This is a genomic window from Shewanella colwelliana ATCC 39565, assembly GCF_000518705.1.
Taxonomy (GTDB): Bacteria; Pseudomonadota; Gammaproteobacteria; order Enterobacterales; family Shewanellaceae; genus Shewanella; species Shewanella colwelliana.
On the sequence record NZ_KI912482.1, the window covers coordinates 44,828 to 69,611 of the forward strand.

Annotated in this window: 19 protein-coding genes; 6 read left to right on the forward strand and 13 right to left on the reverse strand. The window is 46.3% G+C overall.

What is annotated here, in order from left to right:
* Window positions 1–76: 76 nt before the first annotated feature.
* Window positions 77–2,527 (reverse strand): ABC transporter permease, encoded by a 2,451-nt coding sequence (locus tag L876_RS0120080; RefSeq protein ID WP_028765438.1) that lies wholly within the window; start codon window positions 2,525–2,527, stop codon window positions 77–79.
* Complete coding sequence (locus L876_RS0120085) at window positions 2,527–3,252, reverse strand: ABC transporter ATP-binding protein (protein WP_028765439.1); 726 nt, start codon at window positions 3,250–3,252, stop codon at window positions 2,527–2,529. The genes L876_RS0120080 and L876_RS0120085 overlap by 1 nt, the downstream gene beginning before the upstream one ends.
* A 34-nt stretch (window positions 3,253–3,286) precedes the next feature.
* Between L876_RS0120085 and L876_RS22195 the strand changes: the two genes are divergently transcribed.
* The 3 genes from L876_RS22195 to L876_RS0120105 all read left to right on the forward strand — a co-directional run bounded on the left by L876_RS22195 (window position 3,287) and on the right by L876_RS0120105 (window position 8,578).
* The gene (locus L876_RS22195) at window positions 3,287–3,904 is read left to right on the forward strand and encodes an arylesterase (protein WP_428829726.1); all 618 of its coding nucleotides are present in this window, start codon (window positions 3,287–3,289) and stop codon (window positions 3,902–3,904) included.
* Window positions 3,905–4,696: 792 nt separating this feature from the next.
* Window positions 4,697–7,351 (forward strand): parallel beta-helix domain-containing protein, encoded by a 2,655-nt coding sequence (locus tag L876_RS0120100; RefSeq protein WP_028765440.1) that lies wholly within the window; start codon window positions 4,697–4,699, stop codon window positions 7,349–7,351.
* Between the two features lie 54 nt (window positions 7,352–7,405).
* Complete coding sequence (locus tag L876_RS0120105) at window positions 7,406–8,578, forward strand: SO2930 family diheme c-type cytochrome (protein ID WP_028765441.1); 1,173 nt, start codon at window positions 7,406–7,408, stop codon at window positions 8,576–8,578.
* A 52-nt stretch (window positions 8,579–8,630) separates the two neighbouring features.
* On the opposite strand, the gene L876_RS0120110 is transcribed toward L876_RS0120105, so the two are convergent.
* The 3 genes from L876_RS0120110 to L876_RS0120120 form a co-directional block, all read right to left on the reverse strand.
* A complete protein-coding gene (locus L876_RS0120110) occupies window positions 8,631–9,644 on the reverse strand; it encodes a helix-turn-helix transcriptional regulator (protein ID WP_028765442.1) in 1,014 nt (337 codons plus the stop codon).
* Window positions 9,645–9,785: 141 nt separating this feature from the next.
* Window positions 9,786–10,817: a protease SohB gene (gene sohB, locus L876_RS0120115; protein WP_028765443.1), complete on the reverse strand. Its 1,032-nt coding sequence runs from the start codon at window positions 10,815–10,817 to the stop codon at window positions 9,786–9,788.
* A gap of 135 nt (window positions 10,818–10,952) precedes the next feature.
* Window positions 10,953–13,439, reverse strand: a complete 2,487-nt coding sequence (locus tag L876_RS0120120) for a VolA/Pla-1 family phospholipase (protein WP_028765444.1) — start codon at window positions 13,437–13,439, stop codon at window positions 10,953–10,955.
* A 260-nt stretch (window positions 13,440–13,699) separates the two neighbouring features.
* Here L876_RS0120120 and L876_RS0120125 point away from each other — a divergent pair, with 260 nt between their 5' ends.
* Window positions 13,700–14,437 carry a YciK family oxidoreductase gene (locus tag L876_RS0120125; protein WP_028765445.1) on the forward strand — a complete coding sequence of 246 codons (738 nt, stop codon included), beginning with the start codon at window positions 13,700–13,702 and terminating at the stop codon, window positions 14,435–14,437.
* Window positions 14,438–14,542: 105 nt separating this feature from the next.
* Here the strand turns inward: L876_RS0120125 and fabB are convergent, their stop codons facing one another.
* Complete coding sequence (gene fabB / locus L876_RS0120130; RefSeq protein WP_028765446.1) at window positions 14,543–15,754, reverse strand: beta-ketoacyl-ACP synthase I; 1,212 nt, start codon at window positions 15,752–15,754, stop codon at window positions 14,543–14,545.
* Between the two features lie 103 nt (window positions 15,755–15,857).
* Here fabB and mnmC1 point away from each other — a divergent pair, with 103 nt between their 5' ends.
* The gene (mnmC1, locus tag L876_RS0120135) at window positions 15,858–17,873 is read left to right on the forward strand and encodes an FAD-dependent 5-carboxymethylaminomethyl-2-thiouridine(34) oxidoreductase MnmC1 (protein WP_028765447.1); all 2,016 of its coding nucleotides are present in this window, start codon (window positions 15,858–15,860) and stop codon (window positions 17,871–17,873) included.
* Between the two features lie 118 nt (window positions 17,874–17,991).
* Here mnmC1 and L876_RS0120140 read toward each other — a convergent pair whose 3' ends face one another.
* The 6 genes from L876_RS0120140 to prmB form a co-directional block, all read right to left on the reverse strand.
* Complete coding sequence (locus tag L876_RS0120140) at window positions 17,992–18,513, reverse strand: RNA methyltransferase (protein ID WP_028765448.1); 522 nt, start codon at window positions 18,511–18,513, stop codon at window positions 17,992–17,994.
* 5 nt (window positions 18,514–18,518) lie between these two features.
* Entirely contained in the window at window positions 18,519–18,800 is a 282-nt protein-coding gene (locus L876_RS0120145) for a YfcL family protein (protein WP_028765449.1), read from the reverse strand.
* A gap of 57 nt (window positions 18,801–18,857) precedes the next feature.
* Entirely contained in the window at window positions 18,858–19,985 is a 1,128-nt protein-coding gene (locus L876_RS0120150) for an ATP-NAD kinase family protein (RefSeq protein WP_028765450.1), read from the reverse strand.
* A gap of 35 nt (window positions 19,986–20,020) precedes the next feature.
* A complete protein-coding gene (locus L876_RS0120155) occupies window positions 20,021–21,208 on the reverse strand; it encodes an MFS transporter (RefSeq protein ID WP_028765451.1) in 1,188 nt (395 codons plus the stop codon).
* Window positions 21,209–21,474: 266 nt separating this feature from the next.
* Window positions 21,475–22,569 carry a chorismate synthase gene (aroC, locus tag L876_RS0120160; protein WP_028765452.1) on the reverse strand — a complete coding sequence of 365 codons (1,095 nt, stop codon included), beginning with the start codon at window positions 22,567–22,569 and terminating at the stop codon, window positions 21,475–21,477.
* A 112-nt stretch (window positions 22,570–22,681) separates the two neighbouring features.
* Window positions 22,682–23,626, reverse strand: coding sequence for a 50S ribosomal protein L3 N(5)-glutamine methyltransferase (prmB, locus tag L876_RS0120165; protein ID WP_028765453.1), 945 nt, complete (start codon window positions 23,624–23,626; stop codon window positions 22,682–22,684).
* A 79-nt stretch (window positions 23,627–23,705) separates the two neighbouring features.
* On the opposite strand from prmB, the gene smrB reads away from it, so the two are divergent.
* Window positions 23,706–24,236, forward strand: coding sequence for an endonuclease SmrB (smrB, locus tag L876_RS0120170; RefSeq protein WP_028765454.1), 531 nt, complete (start codon window positions 23,706–23,708; stop codon window positions 24,234–24,236).
* A 68-nt stretch (window positions 24,237–24,304) separates the two neighbouring features.
* Here smrB and sixA read toward each other — a convergent pair whose 3' ends face one another.
* Window positions 24,305–24,775: a phosphohistidine phosphatase SixA gene (sixA, locus tag L876_RS0120175; protein WP_028765455.1), complete on the reverse strand. Its 471-nt coding sequence runs from the start codon at window positions 24,773–24,775 to the stop codon at window positions 24,305–24,307.
* Between the last annotated feature and the right edge of the window lie 9 nt (window positions 24,776–24,784).

A 24,784-nucleotide genomic window follows, 5' to 3' on the forward strand; every position in this document is an offset into this window, starting at 1 on the left:
CAAACGACAAACCGAACCCTTTAACTCTTGATTAGAGTGGTTCGGTTATAATGCCAATCAGTATCGAAACTGCTATTTACGCTTTTAGTAATTCACTGCACGACTTTTGTAACAGCTGCCTACAGCGCCAGGTACCCAGCAATGCAACCACCAAGGCACCGCTCAACGGCGCTATCGCCCACCAGTTCCAATGCATATAGACCACTAATTCAAACACCTGAGTCTTAAGCAAATAAAGGGTAAATTCAGCAACAATCACCGCGAGCAAGCCGGCAATGGTCCCCAACAGCGCAAACTCCAAGGCGGTCGCCATACGAAGTAACCATCCTGATGCACCAAAGGTTCTCAGCACTGCAAGCTCTCTTTGCCTAGTTGCCATTCCTGCTTCTGTTTGTGCAATCATCACCAAACTACTTGCCAAAAGAACTAACACCAAGACTAACGTCAGTGACAAAGAGACTTGATCGATGATCTCGCGCAATTGTTTAACCATCGCACCAACGTCAATAATGGATACCGTTGGAAAAGACCTAATCAAACCCAGTACTAAGTGCTTCTGTTCCTCTTCAAGGTAGAAACTTGCCATTGAGGTATAGGCAAACGGGGCTAAGGCTTCTTTGGTAAATATCATGAAAAAGTTAGGCTGTAAGGTTTCCCAATGCACGCCTCGTATACTGGCAATGGTTACCGTTAACCTTTGATTATCGATCACATAGGTCAAGGTGTCACCCAATCCAACGCCCAGACGCTCTGCAACACCAGACTCGACTGATACCTCATCGGCAGCTTGATTGAACTTACCCTCAAGCAGGTCATTGTTAGGCGGCAGTGAGTCGCGCCAGGTTAAGTTAAGCTCTCGAGAGATCCCCACTCGTCCCTCAACCCCGTCATTAGCTTGAGCGGATGAGATCAAAGTTTCACCATTAACTTCAACCAAACGGCCACGGATCACAGGGTAGATATCGGTCGCTTGAATGCTGTTTTGGCTAAAATAATCCTCAAGTGGTTGCTGCTCATCGGGTGCTATATTGACCAAAAAGTAGTTAGGTGACTGTGCTGGCAACTGCTTTTGCCACTCATCGAGTAGGTCCTGACGTAACGCAATAATGGTCAGCAGCAGCACTAGAGCACTACTAAACCCAACCAGTTGTACTGCATTTTGCTTTGCTCGACGCCGCAGTCCCGCTAGGGCTAACTGCATAGGATTGGTGGTTTTCATGCCAACGCTGTGGCCCGCTCTGATCAGCAAAAAACCAAACAGGCTCAATAACACACCCAGCAGTAATACCCCAGCAACAACCGTTAAGGTCAATGGCAGGCTTTGGGAATAGAGGTATCCCAGTAATGCCATAGCCGAAACACTCAATAGCAGGTGAAGCCACATGCCTAGCGCAATGCCTTCAAGTTGGCGTTGCAACACACGCAGAGGGGGGATCGCTAGCAAACGCATCAATGGGTAGGCCGAGAACATAAACGCTGAAATAAGCCCAGTCGCAACACCTAACCCAATAGGTCTAGCCACTGGTGGAGAATAATCTGCTATGGCTTGAGGTAGGTAAGCTGTAATAATGCCATCTAATATCAATCCACCAATTAACCCTAAGATAATCCCAAGCGAAGTAACCAACAGCAAGTGCACGCCAAACAAAACCCGAATCTGCTTACTCGATGCGCCAAAGGTTTTGAGCATAGCGACCACGTCAAAATGACGTTGGCAATAACGTTGCGCTGCAATGCCAATTGCGGCACAGGCAAGCGCTATTCCGAGTAAACTAGCTAGTAACAAAAAGCGCTCGGCTCGCTTTACCGCACTGGCTATCGGCGAATCTCCAGACTGCACATCAACCCAGCGTTGCGAATTATTCAATAATGGTTTAACGGCCTGCTCAAACGCCGTTAACTGTGATGCTTCGCCAGTAAATTGATGCACATAGTTCACCCGACTCCCAGGTTGAATTACCCCAGTTTGTGCTACATCATCTAAGCGCATTAACACCACAGGAGAGGAAGCGAACGGATTAAAGCCAGCATCAGGTAAACGTGCAATTTCAGCACTTAAGTTAAACTCACTATTGCCCAACTCTAAACGCTTGGGGTGAGCCAAAATACCACCTAAACGGCTCTCATACCACAAGGTTCCTTGCTCTGGTAGCGCTTGAGTTATGCCAGTTGTTAGCTCAATCTTTCCCTTTAGGGGGTAGCCTTCATCAACGGCCCGCACCGTTACCAGTTGAAAATTATCATTGGCATACACCATGGAGTTAAACTGCATGCTGGCAACATGTGCTAAGCCTAACCTTTCAGCTTGTAGCACTATGTCGGGGTTTAATGGCGTGGGTGAATTGATAATACGATCGGCGGCAATAAACTTTGATGCTTGGCCATTGATTGCAAGCTGTAACCGCTCACTAACCCGAGACAAGCCTGTCACAGACAGTACTGCTAAGGTAATGGCCAAAATAATCAGCATCAGTTGACCTTGAAATAGCTCGCGCTTAAATAACTTCCATGCGATGCGCATCTCCATTAGCTCGCCTCCACTGAGACCGACTTCATCACAGGCTGACTCTTGCTTGTCGACTCACTGAGTTGACCCGACTGCATTAAGAATTGACGTTCGCAGCGATTGGCCAGTTGCATATCATGAGTCACCAGAATCAAAGTAGTATCACTTTCTCGGTTGAGCTCAAACAACATATCCGCGACTTTGTCGCTATTTGCACCGTCAAGGTTACCCGTAGGTTCATCGGCAAACAGTACCTTTGGCTCACAAATAAACGCTCGAGCAATGGCAACACGCTGCTGCTCTCCACCAGATAATTGGTTAGGAAAATGATTTAACCTATGACTCAGGCCAACGCGCTCAAGCATAGCCTCCGCTTTCTGTTTAGCATCCTCGATACCCGACAGCTCAGCTGGTAGCATCACATTTTCTAAGGCATTGAGCGTATCGACCAGCATAAAGGACTGAAAAATAAAGCTCACACTATGCTTTCTCAAAGCGGCCTTACCCTCTTCATCGAGTACGCTCAGTGCAGTGCCATCAAGCCAAATTTCACCAGCACTAGGCGAGTCCAATGCCGCCAGCAACCCTAGCAAGGTTGACTTCCCCGAACCCGAAGGGCCGAGAATGGCAACACTCTCTCCTAACTTGACATCCATGTTGATGCCGTTGAGGATAGTAAGTTCTCCCTCTTGGGTAGCCACAGACTTAATGAGATTATTTACCGTGATAGCGCTATTTTCTGACATAAAATCCTTCTTTGCTTCCAACTCTAAAATGATGATGGGAGTGACATCTTTAATTTTGTTGTGCGCCACTCAATTTGCCCATGCTAACCCTATATTAATCCTAGGTGATAGCCTAAGTGCAAGTTATGGCATGGAACAAGACAAGGGCTGGGTTAACCTTTTATCAAAAAAGATGCCCCAACAAAACATTATTAATGGCTCGGTTAGCGGCGAAACCTCCGCTGGAGGATTGCGTAGACTCCCCACCCTGCTTGAATCCACTCAACCACAGCTGGTATTAATTGAACTCGGCGGTAACGATGGTCTCCGTGGTTTTTCGCCTAAACAGCTGAAAGATAATCTTACAAAAATGATCCAACTTTCAAAGCAAGCTGACGCCAAAGTGATATTAAGCGAAGTCATGGTGCCACCTAACTACGGCCCCCGCTACGCAAATATGTTTACTCAAGTATATAAAACGTTAGCTCAAGAGCATGAGATCACTCTGATGCCTTTTTTTATGACTGAGGTCGCGATACATCCAGAATTAATGCAAGCCGATGACATCCATCCCAATGAACAGGCACAAGCGCAAATAGCTGAATTTGTAAAACCTTGGTTAGAAGCGGCGCTAGCCGATACCAAGCCGCTCACCTCAGTAAAGCTTAATTGATGATGGCCTAAAAGTTATTGTTAAACGGTTAACAGTAGAGGTGTTATTTATGGCCACCCCTTAAACAACGCTGTGCGAGGCACTTTGACGCTAAACCTTTGTTTTACGAATTTAATCCGTTCTTAAGCAGTACTCAAAATGATGAAGAGATCCCGCTGACGAGTGATGTCTAAAGTAGCACAGCCCTCGTGATTGAAATGGTTTATGATACTGAATTAACAGATGATATCGATTTTAACGCTTTATATCGTATTAACTACGCAAATTAAGACTCCGGTGGTTATTCCCGCCATACTGTCGCCACATTTGGCATTGAGCTGACCGACATGTTTGCTCTAGACCTGTCTTTGGAATGGGATCACATTGGTACGCCACAAGGGGACTCAGAAGATACGACGCAGAATAAAAGTGACTCCCATTGACTGCCGGTTTTATGTCGGTTTTTAGCATCGATTTTTAACGAACTGGTCCGTAACTGTAACTAAAAGGCTTGCTCACGGTCTTTGCTCAAGCCACCCTTTGGCGCAACATTAAGCCAACAAATCCACTTCAAGCGCATTATCATGTCTTTTCCTATCACTGGTCGGAGGCCTTATCAAGTCGAAAGTATCCGTTTAATAAAACACGCTACCTGTTGTTTTTTATTAACAAAAAAACAAACACGTGTTTAAACCCTTTCAAAAGCACCTTTGATAACAAAATGTTATCAACTTGTTGGCCAGATTTCACATTGCATATATGGTACGTCAGTGCAATCTAAGACAGGAATAATAAAAATAAGCTGGAGACGCTATGTTCAACAAGAAACCCCATTGGTTAATTCCAACGCTCGTGGCCAGCGCCGTGGCGTTAAGTTTAACTGCTTGCTCATCAGACGATGAAGATACTTCCAATGTTGAAGTACCACCCACGGCGGTAACGCCACCAACAGATCCCACCGCAAACTTTCCTGAAGGTGCCATCTTAATCGAGGAAGGTGAAAACCTGACCACTCGAATTCAAGAAGCGCTTATCAATGCACAAAGTAATGATGTCATTGTTCTGCCTAAAGGTAATTTTAAAATTGAATCGACGCTGCTGTTTGACGGCGATGTTGATGGTGATGGCGCCTACGCAAAAAACATCACCATTATGGGATATGGCATGGATGAAACAGTATTAGACTTTTCAGAGCCCATCACTGGTGATGGTATTTTTGTGCAAAATGCTGTCAATGTGATCATTCAAGATCTTTCGGTCAACGAAGCGAAAAACAATGGTATTAAACTAAAAAATACCAACGGTATCATCTTAAGAAGACTTGCCACAGTTTGGGAAGGTGAACTCGATGAGGATAACGGTGCCTACGGGCTCTATCCTGTTGAGTGTGAAAACATTCTGATTGAAGACACCTATGTTCGTGGTAGCGCCGATGCAGGTATTTATGTCGGTCAGTCGCAGTACATTGTTGTGCGCCGTAATATCGCAAAAGAAAACGTGGCCGGCATTGAAATTGAAAACTCGAAATATGCCGATGTGTATGACAATGAAGCCATGGGCAATACGGGGGGGATCTTAGTTTTCGACCTGCCAATCAATAATCATAGATATGGCTCTAGCGTGCGTATTTTTAATAACAAAGTTTACGACAACAATACGAAAAACTTTGCCAATGCGTCAGCCAATCCAGCTGGAGTACACATAGTACCGCCAGGTACCGGCATGATCATCTTGTCTACAGATGATGTGGAGATTTTTAATAACGAAATCACCAACCACGACACCATGGGCGTGACCATATCTAGCTTCTTTATTGCAGAACCTGACATGAACGCCTTCGTCGGTAACTATGGCCAACCCGGTCAGCCTATTGAAGATGGTTGGCGTCCGACACCCCGTAATATTTATCTCCATGATAATGTGATCACCGATTATGGTAAAAAGCCTAATGGCTACTTAATTGATGACATTATTAAAGCCTACCTGTTTACCCATGGAGCTTTCCCTGGCGTACTGTATGACGGCTTAGGGGAGATGCTATCTAACAATGGCACCGCGGCATATTTAGGGCTTCAGGAGCTACCTTTTGCACCAGACGGCAGCGACAATGTCTGTGCGCAAAACAACGGTGATGTTTCATTTGGTCGTCTCTATGCCAATAACAATACTGATATCAGTATTGCAGATGTGCTTTATGAAAAAACACAGCAAGATATCATGACCTGTGCCCAAGTGAGCTTGCCCGTGCATACCGTGACATTTGGCGATCAGATATTTGGTTGTGGCGTCGATGATGACGTCGCAGGTTGTGACGGTGGCAACCTCGTTGGGGGGGGCGGCAGTATTGGCGAAGGGGAAGGAGGCCTTGTTGGTGATGGTGACTTGGCCTTGTGTAGCAGCACAGCATCTGGCGTTAATTGGGATGCGCTATTAGGCGCTAACTGTCCAAATCTCTCAGATTATAAACTGTTTGCCGATGCAGCAAACCCAAGCACAGGTGCCAATTCAGGCGGCCTGCCTTACGATCTTAATACTCAGCTATTTACCGACTACTCGAGTAAGTATCGTTTTGTATTTGTACCTGAGGGGCAAAAAGCAGACTACTCTGCAACCGAAAGCATGGACTTCCCTGTCGGCACAGTGATCACTAAAACCTTTGCCTTGCCAGCGGATACGGCTAAACGTGGTATTGCTAACGAGTCGTTAGTTGAAACTCGCCTACTGATCAAGCGTGCCACGGGTTGGTCTGCATTACCTTATGTGTTTAATGCTGAGCAAACCGACGCCGTGCTTGCTAAAGCGGGAGCCATTCAAGCAAAACAGGTGGTTCACAATGGTGAGACCCTTAACTTTGACTATGTTGTGCCAAGCATGAATCAGTGCAAGCAGTGCCATCAGTTTAAGGCCGATGATGATAGCCAAGCCGTGTTTGTACCAATTGGCCCTAAAGCACGTCATCTCAATAAAGACTATGCCTTCAGCGACGGCAACATGAACCAACTGTTGAAGTGGCAAGCAGCCGGTATATTGCAGGGCGTGCCTGACGTCACCACAATCGATACTGTGCCGGCTTTCCATGATGGCGATGAGATAACATTAGCGGCGCTATCCGATGAAGCCTTGATGAAAACGGCTAAAGGGTATCTTGATATCAACTGTGCCCATTGCCATCGCCCTGAGGGCAATGCTTCGAATACCGGTCTTAAGCTTGAGTACTGGCGAACCTATGATGAGGATGCAGGTTATTCTCATGGCACCTGTAAGTCTCCTGTCGCTTATGGAGGAGGCTCGCTGAGCTACGATGTGGTCCCGGGCAGCGCAGAAACCTCAATCTTGCACTTCCGTATGGATTCGACCAACCCCGGCGATCGTATGCCAGAGATTGGCCGCAGTTTATCCCACGGAGAAGGCAGTGCCTTAATTGCAGAGTGGATAAAACGTTTACCAAGAGCGAGTTGCTCACTTTAAACGCCCACAGAAAAGGCTGCCAATAGGCAGCCTTTTTTCACTGAGAGAGACATTATGCGCATCATCAACTTACTATTGATAAGCCTTATACTGTTTGGCTGTGGCGGCAATGATGATAGTTCATCCGCTGTAAGCCCGCCGCCCACAGTCACGACACCACCGCCAATAAGCGGTAATGATAGCTTATGCAATAACCCAAGTAACCAGATCAACTGGGATGCTTTAATGAACGAGGATTGCCCGCAGCTGGCCGATTATCAGCTATTTAGCCAAGCTGATCATCCGACGACAGCCCCAAATACTCCAGGCATAAAATACGAGCTATCGACGCAGTTGTTTTCTAATTACGCCAATAAATACCGCTTCATTTTTCTGCCAGAGGGGAAAACTATCAGTTTCAATGAGTTTGATACCTTTGGCTTGCCTGTCGGTACAGTGTTAACCAAAACCTTTGCCCTGCCCTTCGATACCCAAGTCAGTGGCAGTGAAAATGAGGTAATGATCGAAACCCGCTTGTTAATTCACCGAGAAGCGGGATGGACAACACTGGCTTACCTTTGGGAAAATGGACAGGCGACACTCATTCAAGCAGGGGCAAATGTCAGCCATACGCTCAATCGGCAAGGTGAGCAACTCAGCTTTAATTATCACGTGCCGAGTCGCGCCGAATGCAAGCTGTGCCACCAAGTGACAAGCAGCACCGACAACCATATCAGCCCAATCGGTCTAAAATCTCACCTGCTCAACCATAAGATTGAATACCAAGGCGTCACCATAAACCAGCTAGCATTGTGGCAACAGAAAGGCTGGCTAGACAGATTACCCGCCGCAAACGAACTTAGCAGCGCGCCCGCCATCGATGATGGAGCCGCATCATTGACCAACAGAGCCAAGGGTTATCTGGATATTAACTGCGCGCATTGCCACAGAGCAGAAGGATTTGCCAGCCTGTCAGGTTTACGCTTAGGCTACAATGTCGATCACACCAGCTTTCAATATGGTATATGCAAACAGCCACCGGGTTGGGATGGGGGCGAAAAAGGCTTGAGCTACGATATCATTCCTGGAGATGCAGAACATTCTATTTTGCTATATCGGCAAGAATTGAATAACGCCAAAGATCGTATGCCCCCCATTGGGCGCAGCCTAGTACATCGAGAGGCCGTCACCATAATTAGAAAGTGGATTGACACCATGGCCCCCTCAATCGGCACTTGCCAACATTAAGGTTTTATCGCCTATTAAGCATGTTATTAGGCCTGTGACAAAACCGGCCTAATTAAATTTTGCGGATAAAATGCCCAGGAGGATAACCGAGCCAATGTTTGAAACTCTGGCGAAAATGGCTGACATCACTAAACCCCATCAAATCGGCTATCTCAACCACACTTCTGTCTCCTTGCACAATAAGACCGATAGCGATTTGCGAGCGCACCTGATCAACAAGACGCTGATAGGTGGTTCCTGCACTGGCTAATCGACGACGCAAGGTTCTATCACTGATATTGTTCATCAAGGCCATCTGTTCTAGTTTAGGCAGCTCAGGAAAGTTCGCTTTAAGCTGATTCAATATTTGTTCTATATAGGAAGCTTCTCCCAATGCATGTTCCGTCATCACCACGCTTTCAAAATCATACAAAATCGGCAATGTTAGCTCTTGATGTCCAATAGACCACTGATAGAATTCACGTTCAAACTGAACGTCACATTGGGTAAAATCTTGTAAAAACTGTGATTGCCTTGCTGATTCGGCCATATGGATTTGCATTAACGCAATTGGGTGTTGTGTCAGTTGCCTTGCTAAAGCCAACATAGAACAGACACTATGTTGAAACTGCATGCCAAAGCGTTCTCGATCAATCTTACCAGTGTTAAGCCATCGAAGAGATAAGACTCCTGCATTATTACTGATCAATGTATCGGAAAAGCTCCCAACTAATTCGGGGTGAGACAAGACAAATTGCAGACAATCACCTAAGTTGGCACATTCTTTCAAATGATTGAGCATAAACCCCAAGTCCTCGACTTGGTAGCAAGCACCCAATTTTGCACCTAACTCGAGATCATGTTCACGCTGCTTAAGATAAGCCATCACATAATCGACTTGCCACACAAACACCAACTGCATCTGCTGTAATTCGTTAATGCCAACTCCAATCTCTTGACATAATTGCTCTCGTTGCTCAACACCATAGTGCAGTGAGACATAACTTAGCAGATACCTAAGCTCATACGCGGGATAGGACTGATCGCCCACCATTAAAGTCGGCTTGTAACTGTGAGCACTCTTCATCTTTGAATACTTATCATGCTAGAGGTATCTATTTTGTATAAGATTTCAATGAATAATTAAAGCCTAAAAGAATAAAAATTCAATAAAGATAAAAAAACCTGCATGATGCAGGTTTTCAGTAACGAATAGTGCGCGTTAAGACTAACTAACAGGCTGGTTCTTTTCCGCCAACTTATTAAACAACGCATTCAATGACATCGAAGCACCATGCGCAATCTTGTCAGCTAACTTTTTCTTTAGCTGATAGCGTACTTTAATCACGGTTTTATCCTTTGCAAGCTGCATGACAACATCATCGCTTGTTGATAAGGCATCGATCAAACCTAAATCTATCGCTTGTTGCCCATACCAATGCTCCCCTGTTGCCACTTTGGCAATATCAAGTCCTGGACGGTACTTAGCAATAAACGCCTTAAATAGCACATGGGTCTCTTCAAGCTCTTTTTGGAACTTCTCTCGCCCCTCATCGGTATTTTCACCAAATACCGTTAACGTGCGTTTAAAATCCCCAGCGGTGTGCTGCTCGTAGTCAATATCATGCTTTTTAAGCAAACGGTTAAAATTTGGAATTTGCGCCACAACACCAATAGAACCAACAATCGCAAACGGCGCAGCATAAATTTTGTTCGCGACACATGCCATCATATAACCGCCACTGGCCGCCACTTTGTCAACACAGATGGTCAATGGGATATCAGCCTGACGCAAGCGGTCTAACTGACTTGAAGCAAGTCCATAACCATGGACCATACCGCCACCACTTTCCACATTAACAACCACTTCATCGCCAGGCTCGGCAATGGTCAAAATTGCGCCGATCTCTTCACGTAGTGATGCGACTTCTGCAGCATCGATACTACCGTTAAAGTCAATAACGAATACTCTTGGCTCTACTGGTGACTCAGTTTGGTTTTTCTCTGCTTTCTCTTTGGCTTTTTCATCAGCTTTTAACTGCTTTTCATAGGCTTTGAACTGCTTTTTGGATAGCAACTCCTCTTTCAAATCATGTTTTAACAGCTTCAACTCTTCAGATAAGTTAGTGAGTTTTAACTCGCCCTTATCTGATTTCTGTTTCACCGCTGAGGCCAATATCACAATCACGACAGCAGCTATCGCAATAACGATAGTGACGGCCTTGGCGAGGAATAATCCATACTCGTACAAAAATTCCAAAATAAGCTCCGTTTGAGGCTTTCTTGTTACCCTTAAAATGTGGCAGTTATTCTATCAGTCAAGTCGGGAATAACAAACGCCACAATAAAAAAACCCAGCAAACGCTGGGCTTTTGTTTAGTTATTTGTGCAGCAATTAGCCAGCAGGTACAGCGCAAGGCTGAAGCACCGACTTGTCTTGTACTAAAATAGTCGCTTGCTCTTTACCCGCAGTCAACGCGAAGGCCGCTACTTGTTGTTGCATCTCAACGGTGGCATCCGCCGCTTTGCCATCTGTTACACCTGGTATCTCGCTTGGGCTAACAATCGAGCTATGGTGACCTTTACTAAAGCGCACCGCACCAGAACCTGCGCTTGTTGTATCAATGCACTCTAGGCCTAAGTTAGCAATCAACGGCTCTGTACCCGATAGCGGGAAGTTCTCCACACTATTTGGCAACACCTGATCAGGTAGGTTACTAGCATCACCAACCACCTCAACTAGATGAACCGGTAACTCAGTGGCTTTTAGCGCTGCGGCGTGATTAACAGGATCCATACTATCGACCGCTGTTTGTACCGCAAAGGCGAAGGTTGGCAGAAATTGAGCATATACAGCCTGAACAAGCGCGCTATATTCTGGCGACCCAGGCTCATAGCCAGCCGTATTAGCCTCATCAACTAACGCTTGGAAGCTATCTGTTGCAGTTACAGTGCTAAACAATACTGGACCAAAGGTCGCTGAGCCGATAAAGGCACCCGCAACACCGCCCGCTGGCGCCACTAATGACACCGCATTGATCTTATGCACATAACTTAAATCTGCACCATTTTCTGGGTGAGTTAAGCCGGTGCTAGCATAAGTCGCAAAATCCGTTCCGACTATCGCACCTAAGCTAAGCCCTTGTGCGCTAATTTTAGTAATGTCGAACATCTGCGGCATCTGCGCCGCCGCAAGACCACCAGCAAGCCCAGTTAGCGATGCACGAAGGCCTAAATGATCAACAGTTGCTTGTCTGAAATTATCTCGCACAGACAAAGTACTCGCGATATTAATAAAGACTAACGGACTGCCATTTTTAAAGGCGTCTTCATTGCCAACCACAGCTCCGTATGACGGATCGGTCGCTGACACCTCATAGATACCATCACCATTTGCATCGAATGATCTTGCACCATGCAGTGGCATATCAATGGCAATCGTCGCAACGCCCATCGCCGCATAGCTGCCAGCATAAGCTAATGACATCTCTTTACCACCGCCTAGACCATGCATGGCAATCGTTGTCGGCCAACCCGCTGTCGGTGGCGTAAACGGTAAACCTTGTGCACTATAAAAGGCCGCTAAGCGCTCTGCATTTGGCATAGAAATTAACACTGGCACAGTTTCGCTGCCAGTCGGTGCTGGGATAGGATTAAACTTAGTCAGGTGTTTAGCTTTATCGGCTGCTGTACCATCATCTAATAACCAGGTTTTACCCGCCAGTAACGCTGGATTAGCTATGCCCTCAGACGGGTCTATCCCGTAACCCATGGCTTGAGCGCCATAAGTTTGTTGACTCATGGTGCCAGACTGTAGTGCTAATAACACTGACACTGGGCTATCGCCAAGCGCACGCCAATTACCATCGATACCAGCACACGTTACCGAGTTACAGGCGCCATAGGTTGGCAGCGTTAACTCAGCCACATACACATCCGCCAGGCTCGACACGACATAGGCAAGACCATCAGCTTCAGTCAAGCCTGCCGCTTGGGCGACGGTAATACCATATGGATGCGGCATTGGGACTGTCATAGACGGCGCAAAAGGTGAACCCTCTTGCAGCATTAACAGTTTGCTTGTTTCATAAACATCGCTAATCGCCTGAGTTGTAAACAAACCGGCATAGCTTATCGTTGCGGCATCAACACCGTGGGCCGATGCCATTCCCTTCTCATAGCTATTGACCAGCGTTTGCAGCATAAGCTGCTCAGGCGTTTCTAATGGCTTAGTTTCAATGTCTAATTTTAACAAACCATAGGTGCTTGAAGGCGCTATCGGGCGACCTTCTGAATCTTGAATCAAACTCGTGGTTGCGTAGACATAGGATTGACCCGCTTTTAGCGGTTTAAGTGGCACAATCGCAATCGTGTTACCAGAGGCTTTAGAGACAAAGTCCACGCCGAACTGCAGCTCGTTACCAATCTTACAGGCAGAGACTGAAGGCGCTGATTGACACTCTGGGTCGGACGACAGTGGTCCACCAACCGTGGCTTCAAACATGCGAATCGCACCAGGCTGAAATACCGATGCAGCAGAAAGTGTCAGTTTAGTACCGTCGTGGTCGGTAGCAGGGTCAACCGTTATAGAGATGGGTGAAGTGGTTGACCAACCATCAAGCGCACCAAGCGCCATTTGTGGGTCAGTATAGTCGCTACTGCCGTCGGCTTTCTCTCCTGGGATAGTGATAGTACCGTCGAGTGTTCCGCTAAATAATAAATCGTTTGGTAATGGTACCTTTCCGTTTGCCGGATCGAACACCATGTGAGATTCAGGAATCAGTGGCTGCGTCTTTTCTGTAAGCTCATCGACACTATCTTCGCTACAACCAGTCATTCCTAAAGCGGACGCAATTGCGACACCCAAAAAGAGTCTTTTCATCTTTTTTCCCCAAATCTTGTTGTAATAATTTTGTTTTCCCCAAAAATTGGTCACAATAGTCTTCCTTGCGTGACCAATAGGACTTTTTAAGTCCCTAGCTTTGCTCAAGTTAACGTAAAATTATTGAGTTAGCTACATTTTTGTCACACTTACAGGCTAGATAAATGGTCGTTAATTAATCATTTGTTTTAAACAGGCGTTTCAGGCTTGAATAAATCACAGAAATAGCGGGCAATTCCGCGAACGGGAAAATTTGACTCATGTTGAAATATCAGGCAGCAAAAGATTTACTAAAAGATAAAACTATTCTGGTTACTGGTGCAGGTGATGGCATTGGACGCGCCGCTGCACTGGCATACGCCGAACATGGCGCAACGGTAATTCTATTAGGCAAAACGGTAAAGAAATTGGAAGCCGTTTATGATGAGATTGAGCAAGCTGGCTGCCCAACACCAGCGATTGTTCCCCTAGACCTTAAAGGCGCGTCTGAGCAAAACTACATTGATATGGCGGAAACCATTGAGCAGCAGTTTGGTCACCTTGATGGCTTATTGCATAACGCCAGTATGCTAGGTGTTTTAGGTCCGTTTGAGCATATCTCTATGGATTCAGTGAAAGAGGTTTTACAGGTTAATCTGGTGGCTGAAATCATGCTCACCAAAGCCCTTTTACCGGTAATGAAGAAATCGCCTTTGGCATCACTAGTGTTTACATCGAGTAGTGTTGGCAGGCAGGGACGTGCATTTTGGGGCGAATACGCCATCTCCAAATTCGCCACAGAAGGTATGATGCAATCAATTGCCCATGAATATGAAGGTACCAACCTTAGGGTCAACAGTATTAACCCTGGTGCAACCCGTACTGGTATGCGAGCTAACGCCTATCCGGCTGAAAACCCACAGTTACTAAAAACACCGGCAGAAATTATGCCTACCTACTTGTACCTGATGGGTGATGAGTCAAAAGCGGTTACCGGTCAGCAGCTAAACGCTCAGTAATCCTTTCTGATACTGATTGTTATCATTCCAACCAGCGTCTGACATTCAACGCAAACAAAAAAGGGAAGCTATTATGCTTCCCTTTTTTATTAATGCTGCCAGTACTTATTTGTACTTGCGCATCACTAATGTTGCGTTAGTGCCACCAAAACCGAAGCTGTTGCTCATGATAGTATTAAGCTCCGCATCGCGGTACTCAGTTACAATCGGCATACCAATCGCTTTATCATCAACGTTATCGATGTTAATGCTTGGTGCGATGAAGCTGCTTTCCATCATGATTAAGCTGTAAATCGCTTCATGAACACCAGCAGCACCAAGGGCATGGCCTGTCAGTGACTTGGTCGAGGCGATAGCAGGAAGATTATCACCAAATGTTTCCGCCAATGCTTCAAGTTCACGCATATCACCTACTGGTGTAGATGTACCGTGGGTGTTGATGTAATCGATTGGAGTGTCAACATCAGCTAGAGCCATCTGCATACAACGCACAGCACCTTCACCTGATGGCGCAACCATGTCGTAACCATCTGACGATGCGCCATAGCCAATCACCTCAGCGTAAATCTTAGCACCGCGAGCTAACGCATGTTCCAGCTCTTCAACGACAACGATTCCACCGCCACCAGAGATAACGAAACCATCACGGTCAGCATCATAGGTACGAGACGCCTTCGTTGGCTCGTCATTGTATTTGGTCGATAGCGCGCCCATGGCATCAAAGCCCATGGTTAAAGTCCAATCGACTTCTTCTGCACCACCAGCAAACACCATATCTTGTTTGCCCATCTGGATTAGTTCAACAGCATGGCCAATACAGTGAGCACTGGTTGCACACGCAGAACTGATTGAGTAGTTCATGCCTTTAATCTTAAATGGTGTTGCCAAACATGCGCTTGCCGTGCTCGACATAATACGTGGCACGATATATGGCCCTACGCGTTTGACACCTTTCTCGCGCAATGTATCTGCAGCTTGAACTTGGTTCGCTGAAGATGCACCACCCGTACCGGCTATAATACCGACGCGATGATTAGAATATTGCTCTTCAGTAAGACCAGCATCGTTAATCGCTTGCTCCATGGCGATATAAGCGTACGCTGCAGCATCGCCCATAAAACGCAGTGCTTTGCGATCAATATGCTCTTTAGGGTCTAACTTAATGTCGCCCCAAACATGGCTACGAAGCTTCATTTCTTCAAACTGATCTGAGTGGGTAATACCGCTACGACCCGCTTTGAGTGATTCGGTTACTTCTTGCTTGTTATTACCAATACTTGAAACGATGCCAAGTCCGGTGATCACGACTCTTTTCATTATTTACTATCCATTCCGTACGTGTAGTACCAATTTTGCTGGGCCAATAGTAGCGCTTTTGTCGCATTTAAGTGGTCAGCTTTCCATAAAGGCGGGTAAAATAATGCCTAATATCATTGTGAGAGTAAATTCATTGACCACAGAACGTGAAGATAAAACACAAATAAGTGTAAACATAAGTGAAATCGACTCATTATTTAGTCATTTAACGACAAATACTCCGTTTGGCGCCCCCATAATTGTAGGCGTTATTGGCAAAGATCATGCGACGATACTTAAACAATGGTTAGTTTATCACGGCTCTTCGACCAATCAGAGCCGTTGGCAACTGAAGTTTTTCATCAAACATGTCGATGAAATCACAGGTCTATGCGACGCAATCAGCCAGCTCACGGATATTGCTACTCATCTGCAGGATATCCGAGACGCAAAGATTAATGGCTGTCACCGTATCTCCTTATTCGACGGCACACTCAGCCTAGATCTCCATATAGGAGACACGGCTCAACAATTGCGAGAAATAGTTAGCCAAACGGATATAAAATTTAAGAGCTGGTTAATCACTACGCCAACAGTGACTGAACACTTAACCCAAACGGATCTGTGGCAGATGGCAAAACTCAGCCACGTATCAGCATCTATCGTGCAAGTTACACCTCTAGATATTCCACAGCATACGTACCTCGCCTCAATGTGTGACTTATGTGGATTTGAGTTCATCGCACTCACGGGGGGGAAGGTTGAAACCGACAAAGAGCTAGCGAAAACTAACGCAACCCAAACGCTTAATCGAGAGCTCGCACTTAAAGAACGCTGCGCCTTACTGCGGCAACAACAAGAAAGTCTAAACTTTAATCCCTTAACACCGGCAAGTAGTGGTTCAATTGCAGTTATTGGCGGCGGTGTCGCCAGTGCTTGTTTGGCGCTGTCATTAGCTGAGCGTGGCAAGTCTATTTCGCTATTCTGTATGGATGGTGCTCCGGGCCAGCAGGCATCAGGAAATAAACAAGGCGCCATCTATCCCTTGTTAACACCCGAGCATGGCACACTGAGCCACTTCTTTTTACAGGGATACCTGTTTAGTCGTCACCGTATTCATTCATTGGTCAGCCAAGGCTCCCCCATTGACCATGACTTTTGCGGCGTATTGCATACCGGTCATGACGCACGTAGTCGCGCACGTTTACAGAAAATTATTGCAGGCCAACCTTGGGCGATGAACATTGCTCAAGCTGTAACAACAGAGCAAGCAGATGCGATGGCGGGGATCAGCATCGATGAAGCTGGTATCTATTATCCTTTGGGTGGCTGGGTCTGTCCCCATCAATTGACTCAAGCCGCTTTAGATAACGCTAGCAGCATCACAGACAACAAGTTGTACTTTAATACTCAAGTTACCGCTATTGAACAACTCAATGATAAGTGGTTTTTAACTGCTGTAGCGAACGGTAACACGACACGATTTGGCCCCTTCGATAACGTAGTACTCGCCAATGGCCGCCACTTAACCGATTTCCCCCAAACCCGTGAACTGCCTATCAGTGGCTTTCGTGGTCAAGTTAGCCACATTCCATCCAGAGGAGCATTAAGCCAGTTAAATACAGTGCTTTGCTCTCACGGCTACTTAACCCCCAACCATCAAGGCTTACATTGCACTGGCGCAAGTTACGTCAAAGATGCCCCAAATAATGACTATAGTCACACCGAGCAGTTTGAAAATCTGGATAAAATACGCCAAAGCTATCAAGGCGACTGGACCAAAGAGGTCGACATTACAGGTCACAGCGCCAGAGTCGGCGTACGAATGGTAACTCGCGATCATGCGCCTATGGTTGGCTGTGCACCAAATTATGACGCCATCATGGCTGCGTACCAAACCCATCAACACACTAAAGAGAGTATTGATTATTGGGTTAAAACCCCTGCCCCCACTCATCAAGGACTATTCATTCTCGGTGGGCTAGGCTCAAGAGGATTGACTTCGGGTCCGCTGGCGGCAGAAATACTTGCCGCGCAAATGTGTGGTGAGTTATTACCCACCACTACAGATATATTGACACTATTAAACCCCAACCGAATGTGGCTGCGTAAGCTGTTGAAAGGCAAAGCACTGATTTAGACTAACAAGGACTTGCTCAGCATACTGAAATCGCTCGAGACTACAGCAAACATTGCACCAAATTAAAACAGCCATAAAAATGCCACCCATTTAGGTGGCATTTTTACCTCGAATCAAGTTAACGTTTTACTTTAACCCGATTATTGGTATCACGGCTTTGCCTTATCAGAGCATCACTTCCCGTAGGCGCGCCTTTAGCAAGCCTATCGTAAAGCAATACATTGACCGAAGAGGCAAGATTCATACAACCAACCGTCGGCACATAAACAACCGCATCAGCGCTATCAATTAACCCCTGATCTATGGTGCCATCTTCAGGACCGAACACGTAGATCGCTTTAGCTGGATGCTGAAACTCTGGTAGTGCTACCGCGCCTTCAACCAGATCGACACACACCACTTTGGTGTCACTATCGAGCCCCTCTAATATGTTGTCTACGGCAATTAGAGGAATATTCTCGCTCGCGCGTTTGGTATCTGTGTTGTATTGCTCGCCGCGATTTTTAGCTGCCAATGCATAACGCTTACCCGTATAACGCACTTCGCTAGCCTGATAACAGCCTGCCGCTCGCATTACTCCCCCGACATTTGTCGGGCTTTTGGGATTGACGAGACCAATCTTAACCAAGGTTGCGCTCATGTTGATCACGCTGCAACGCTAGCAGAGATTTTTCCACTAAGTTCATGCCAAGCCGCCAAGACCAATTGAAAATCAGCAGGTTCAAGCTCAGTTTTAGCGGTATCTAAACAGGCTGCCATTTTCGATTCTAGTGCTTGTTGGCCTTGCTCGGTTTCAACCTCTAATTGTGATAACACCACAGCAAAATGGCCTTGAAGATAGCCACTGGCAAACAGTTGGTCGTCATCACCTTGCTCAACAATTGCACCAATCCACTCTTCTAATGCCTGTTCGTACTGCTCTAACATGATCTGTCTAATCCTATTTTATGGGTAAATACTTTAACAACAATGCAGTGGTTCAGGCTATGCTACCAAATCAGGGTTAGCAACCTGATACATGACATAATCATGATAGCCAGTGATCACTTTGAAATAGCCACACAACGCTTTGTCTAATTCCGGGTCGCCACTATCCACAATTAGTGGCCGTCCTTCAAGTGCTTTTAACTTAGTTTTTGTTGCCAAGATAATAATATTGTCTCGACCGACACGGCGAATGAGTGTCGGTGATAACTGTTGATTACCTCGCCCGAGAATGTGTCCTTGACCACCAATTAAGGTGATCACCAATTTACAAGGATTAGCCTGAGTTTGTGCCAATAGGGCTTGAGCACTCAAATCGCTTGCGACAAGTTGCTGATGCTGAACCAGATCAACCCCTAAAAGGGTGTTGTCTAACCCTAACTCAGCCATCACTGCAGCCACTGTACTGCCAGAGCCCATGATAAAAAGCTCATCGTCCATCTGCTCAATGACTTCTGCCGCCATATCATGTAGCACTAACTCATCAACTTCCTTACCGCCCATTTTCACCGCTTGAATATAGCGCGGTTCTGCGGGTACCTGCATCTCACCAAATCGGCGCGCTTTGACAGTGCCAGAACGAAAAGCCACTTCATCGATATCCATCACATCGGCTGCCATCAGGCTCACTAATTCACCATCGAGTAGCATTTTCACCACCATGCCTGATGCATGAGGGGTGATACCGTAGACACCCGAATGAATTTTGACTCCAGCAGGCACCCCTAGCACTGGTAACGCTTCATCAACAACCGAAAAGAGATCGCGAGCCGTACCGTCACCCCCAGCAAATAACAACAGATCTAATCCGTAAGCCTGCAGCGCAGTCGCTGCCGCTTGGGTATCGCCCGCCTCAGTCTGTTTATTCGCCTGATAAGCCACTGTCACCTTAAAGTCCATCTCCTTAGCAAGTAACTCCCCCATCTCTCCTGAGGCGGTGATAATTTCAATGCGATCGCGATAGGCTAAAATCACCTCAAGCGCTTGAGCCATCCTTAACTGCGCCTTGGGCTCCGCGCCACGGGCAAGGGCTTCTTTTACCACACCATCACTGCCTTTAAGGGCGACGCTGCCGCCTAAACCTGCCAAGGGGTTAATGATCAAACCAAGACGAAAAATCCTAGACATAACTTACTTAATCTCTCCGAAATTGTTTACGGTAATCATGCAGTGGCGTTTGTATGAGCGCTATTATCGCGATTATCGACCTTAGGGATCAACAGTATTGCGAGCATGGATAGCAAGGCACAACACGCCGCCCCAATCCATGCTAACCATGCGGTTGAGCCATCACCCCAAATCACACCGCATAGCCAAGTACCTAATGCCCCACCAACCCCAAAACTTAAACTGGCATACAAAGCCTGTCCTTTGCTGCGATGACGAATATCAAAGCGTTGATGTACAAACTGAATAGATGCGGCATGTACTAAGCCGAACGTAAATGCATGTAATAATTGGCTAATGCCTAACGCAAAAGGATTATCCACCCATAACCCCATGATCAACCAACGCAACGCTGTCATCGTGAGGCTAACCAGCAACAGTGGCCGCACACCAAATCGCCCCAGCAATTTAGGTGCAATCATAAACATTAGAATTTCAGCCAACACCCCTGCCGCCACGTATACACCAGCAATCGCTTCGCTGTAACCAGATTGCTTAAGATAAAGCACAAAGAAACCGTAAAATGGTCCAGCACTCATCTGCAATAGCATTGCAGAAACTAGAAACCAGAAAATGCCTTTATCTATATTAAGCTTGCCATCGCCAATCTTCTTACTGACGACCACTCTATCGCTAGGTAACGGCATAGCACTGAGGAGTAGCCCAATAAATAGCAGCATGCCAACATAGGGCAGTACTTCGGTCCCCCAAATATTAATGGCAAATCCCATTCCTACAACAAAGATCAGGTACCCCAAACTACCGAAGCTACGAATAGCACCATAACGTGCGGTATTCTCACCGAGAGTCTCTAAAGTAATCACCTCAAGCTGCGCCAATATGGCATTCCAGAAGAAAGTATAAATGGTTAGACTAACGGCGAGGTAGGTAAAGCTGCCATTGTAGAAAAAGCTCAAATAGGTCACAGACGCAGCGGCAGCGCCCCACTTAACCAATTGCGAACGCATACCGGTTTTGTCGGCAACCATCGCCCAAATATTTGGCGCAATAATCCGCGTTGCCATCAAAATAGCGAGTAAGAAACCAATCTCTTGTGGATTAAAACCCCGGTGCTCGAAGAACACCCCAAGATAAGGCACCATCACACCGAGTATGGCGAAGAAAAAGAAATAACAGCTGCTTATCCAAACCAACTGGCGACTTGGTTGTCCTGCTTGATTCATAGTTGACTGTCTTTAATCACAATTACATTGAGTTAGTGATTGTTTGTTGATGATTGCAATGGGTTTACACAAGGCGTAAGCCCCACAACTGTTTATATGATTTAAGAGCATACGCTAACCATAAATCGCAGCAACAAGCGCTACCGCTGTTATCAAGCAACGCACTGATGCTCAATGCCAAAACGTCTATTAGGTAGACGAAAAACGCTCACATGCATTAACGCAAGAAGGCACATAAATGTGCCCTCTTTTGTTTAACGTTTCGCTTAACGCATGCCTAATATTGGGGTCTGACTATGAACATCACTATTTTGAGCGCGATGTCTCAACATGTGATCCATCAATACAATGGCTAACATCGCTTCGGCAATAGGCACTGCGCGAATGCCCACACAAGGATCGTGACGACCTTTAGTCACCACCTCAGAACGCTCGCCTTGAACTGTCATGCTTTCACCAGGAACGCTGATACTTGAAGTCGGCTTCATGGCGATGTGCGCGACAATAGGTTGACCGGAGGAGATCCCACCTAAGATACCACCAGCATGATTTGATGCAAAACCCTCTGGTGACATCAAGTCGCGATGTTCTGAACCTTTTTGATTAACCACCTCAAAGCCATCGCCTATCTCAACACCTTTTACAGCATTGATGCCCATTAAGGCATGGGCGATATCGGCATCGAGTCGGTCAAATACGGGTTCGCCGAGTCCGACAGGCACATTGGTCGCAACCACTGAGACTTTAGCACCAATCGAATCACCACTCTTTCTCAAATCGCGCATATATTCATCAAGCGCTTCCAATTGACTCACATCAGGAAAGAAAAATGCATTTTGTTCTACCTGAGCTAAATCAACATTCTGAGCGGTGATCGGCCCAAGCTGCGACAGGTAAGCATTCACCTCGATGCCGTGCACTTGCTTTAAATACTTTTTTGCAACCGCGCCGGCAGCAACACGCATTGCCGTCTCGCGAGCAGAAGAGCGACCGCCGCCACGGTAATCACGTAAACCATACTTCTGCTGATACGTATAGTCGGCATGACCTGGACGGAACTGATCTTTGATATTGGAATAATCTTGGCTACGTTGATCGGTATTTTGAATCACTAAACCAATCGATGTCCCTGTAGTTTTGCCTTCAAACACACCAGATAAGATCTGTACTTCATCAGCTTCACGTCTTGCAGTGGTATAACGAGAGGTGCCAGGTCGACGACGGTCAAGGTCGTGTTGCATATCAGCTTCACTCAGCTCAAGTCCCGGAGGGCATCCGTCGATAATACAACCCAGTGCTTTACCATGGCTTTCGCCAAAAGTTGTCACCACAAAATTTTGACCTATACTATTTCCCGACATCCGCTTCCTTCACCTCTTTGTTATATAGTCACTTTTCAGCATAACCCAGTTTAAACCTGCGCCATATTCCTAAATCAACTTACTCATTCATAAGCCTTAGCAATAGCCGCTATTATTCACTATCTTTGTAGATGGCGAATAGTGATTCATTTTCAAGTAGCTGATCACGGCTAATCACAAACACACCGTCACCGCCATTCTCGAAACTTACCCAAGTAAAAGGTACATCAGGGAATTGCTCAATCAAATGCACCATAGAGTTACCCACTTCAACGACCAGTAGGCCATCTTCAGTGAGGTAATCCGTTGCATTCGCTAAAATTCGCTTGGTTAAATCTAGGCCATCGCGTCCCGATGCTAAGCCAAGTTCAGGCTCGTGATGGTACTCTTCAGGCATATCACCAATGTCTTCAGCATCAACATAAGGTGGGTTGGAAACAATCAAGTCGTATTGTGGGCCTTTAGGTATTGCACTAAATAGGTCTGATTCAATAGGGAAAACTCGGTCCATCACGCCCAAGGTTTCAATATTAATTTGCGCTACTTCTAGCGCATCAGCACTAATGTCTAAGGCATCGACTTCTGCAGTATCAAACTCATAAGCGCAGGCAATGGCAATACATGCACTACCAGTACATAAGTCTAATACCCGGTTCACAGGCTTGTTGTATAGCCATGGGCTAAAACGGTCGGCAATCATCTCCGCAATGGGCGAACGAGGTACAAGGACACGCTCATCCACATAAAACTCAAGCCCCGCAAAATAGGCTTTATTAGTTAGATAAGGCACGGGTAAGCGCTCACGTACACGACGAATAATCAACTCAACAATTTTGTGTTTTTCACTGCTGGTCAAATTAGTGTGGATCACCTGCTGGCCAATCTCTTCAGGGAGGTGTAAAGCATGAAATACCAATGCAATCGCTTCATCCCACGCGTTATCAGTACCATGACCGTAATAGATATTCGCGTCATTGAAGCGGCTCACCGCCCAGCGCAACATATCACCAATTGTCCGTAATTCTGTCACGGCTTCATCTACAAAAATCTTATCCAAAACTTGCTCCAGCTAGATAGTTCTGAATCATTGTAACTGAACTCTATTCATATGGCATCGGATTCAATAAAATAGCCCCATGAATAAAGAAAAAGATGAGGGTATGGCGCTTTTTTCAGCGTTAACCCAAGGCATAAAGCCATTAAAACAGAATAAACGTCACTTCGCCGCGCCGCAAAGCCCGAAGAAGCAGCTTGAGGAAAAAACAACTCAACTGCACGCAGACAGTTACTTTTCAGATACCTATCAACCATTGTTACCACTAGAAGGGGCGATGCGCTGGGCACGAGAGGATGTGGACAGTTATGAGGTCAAGCGATTACGTCGCGGCGATTACCAGCCTGACTTGCTCTTAGACTTACACGGTATGCGCCAAACTGAAGCCAAACTGGAAATCGCGGCACTGATCCAAGCCTGCATTAAGCAACACAGCCACTGCTGCTGCGTCATGCATGGCCATGGGAGCGGCGTGTTGAAACAAAACATTCCCATGTGGCTGGCCCAGCACCCCCATGTGAAAGCATTTCATAAAGCCCCTAAAGAATGGGGTGGTGATGCTGCGCTATTGGTATTGGTCGATGTCGGTGAACATCCACAGTGGGATGACTAACAGCCTCAGACAAGGTAATAATTGACCTGAATGTAAAAAGGACGCCGAGGCGTCCTTTTTTGTGTTCACTAACTCACTGTGTGGGGTGTTTGCTGCCAAGTAAGCGAGGCGCTCTCGCCATGTTTATCGATTAAGGTCAATCCCGATGTTGCAAACAGTGGCGGTTCAACACCCGCCACTAATTCACTCACCATATAACCAAGTAGCGGCATGTGAGCAATCACTAGCACTTTATCTGCCTTAAAATGGTCTGCATAAGCTAGCAATGTATCAACTGCGACGCTTGGTTCTCCCGAGGGGATTAAATCATCCATCACTAGCCACTTTCTGGGCTCAGGAAAGTGTTTACTTACTTCTTGCCAAGTTTGTTGCGCTCGTAGATACGGGCTCACTAGCACCAAATCAAACTCAGTAACTGACCGCGCAAGCCAATTGCTCATCAGTTCAGTTTGATAACGGCCAACCTCAGTCAACACTCGCTCTCTGTCTGAATGAGCGTTATAACCCGCCTCACCATGTCGCATCAAATATAGCTGCATACTACTCTC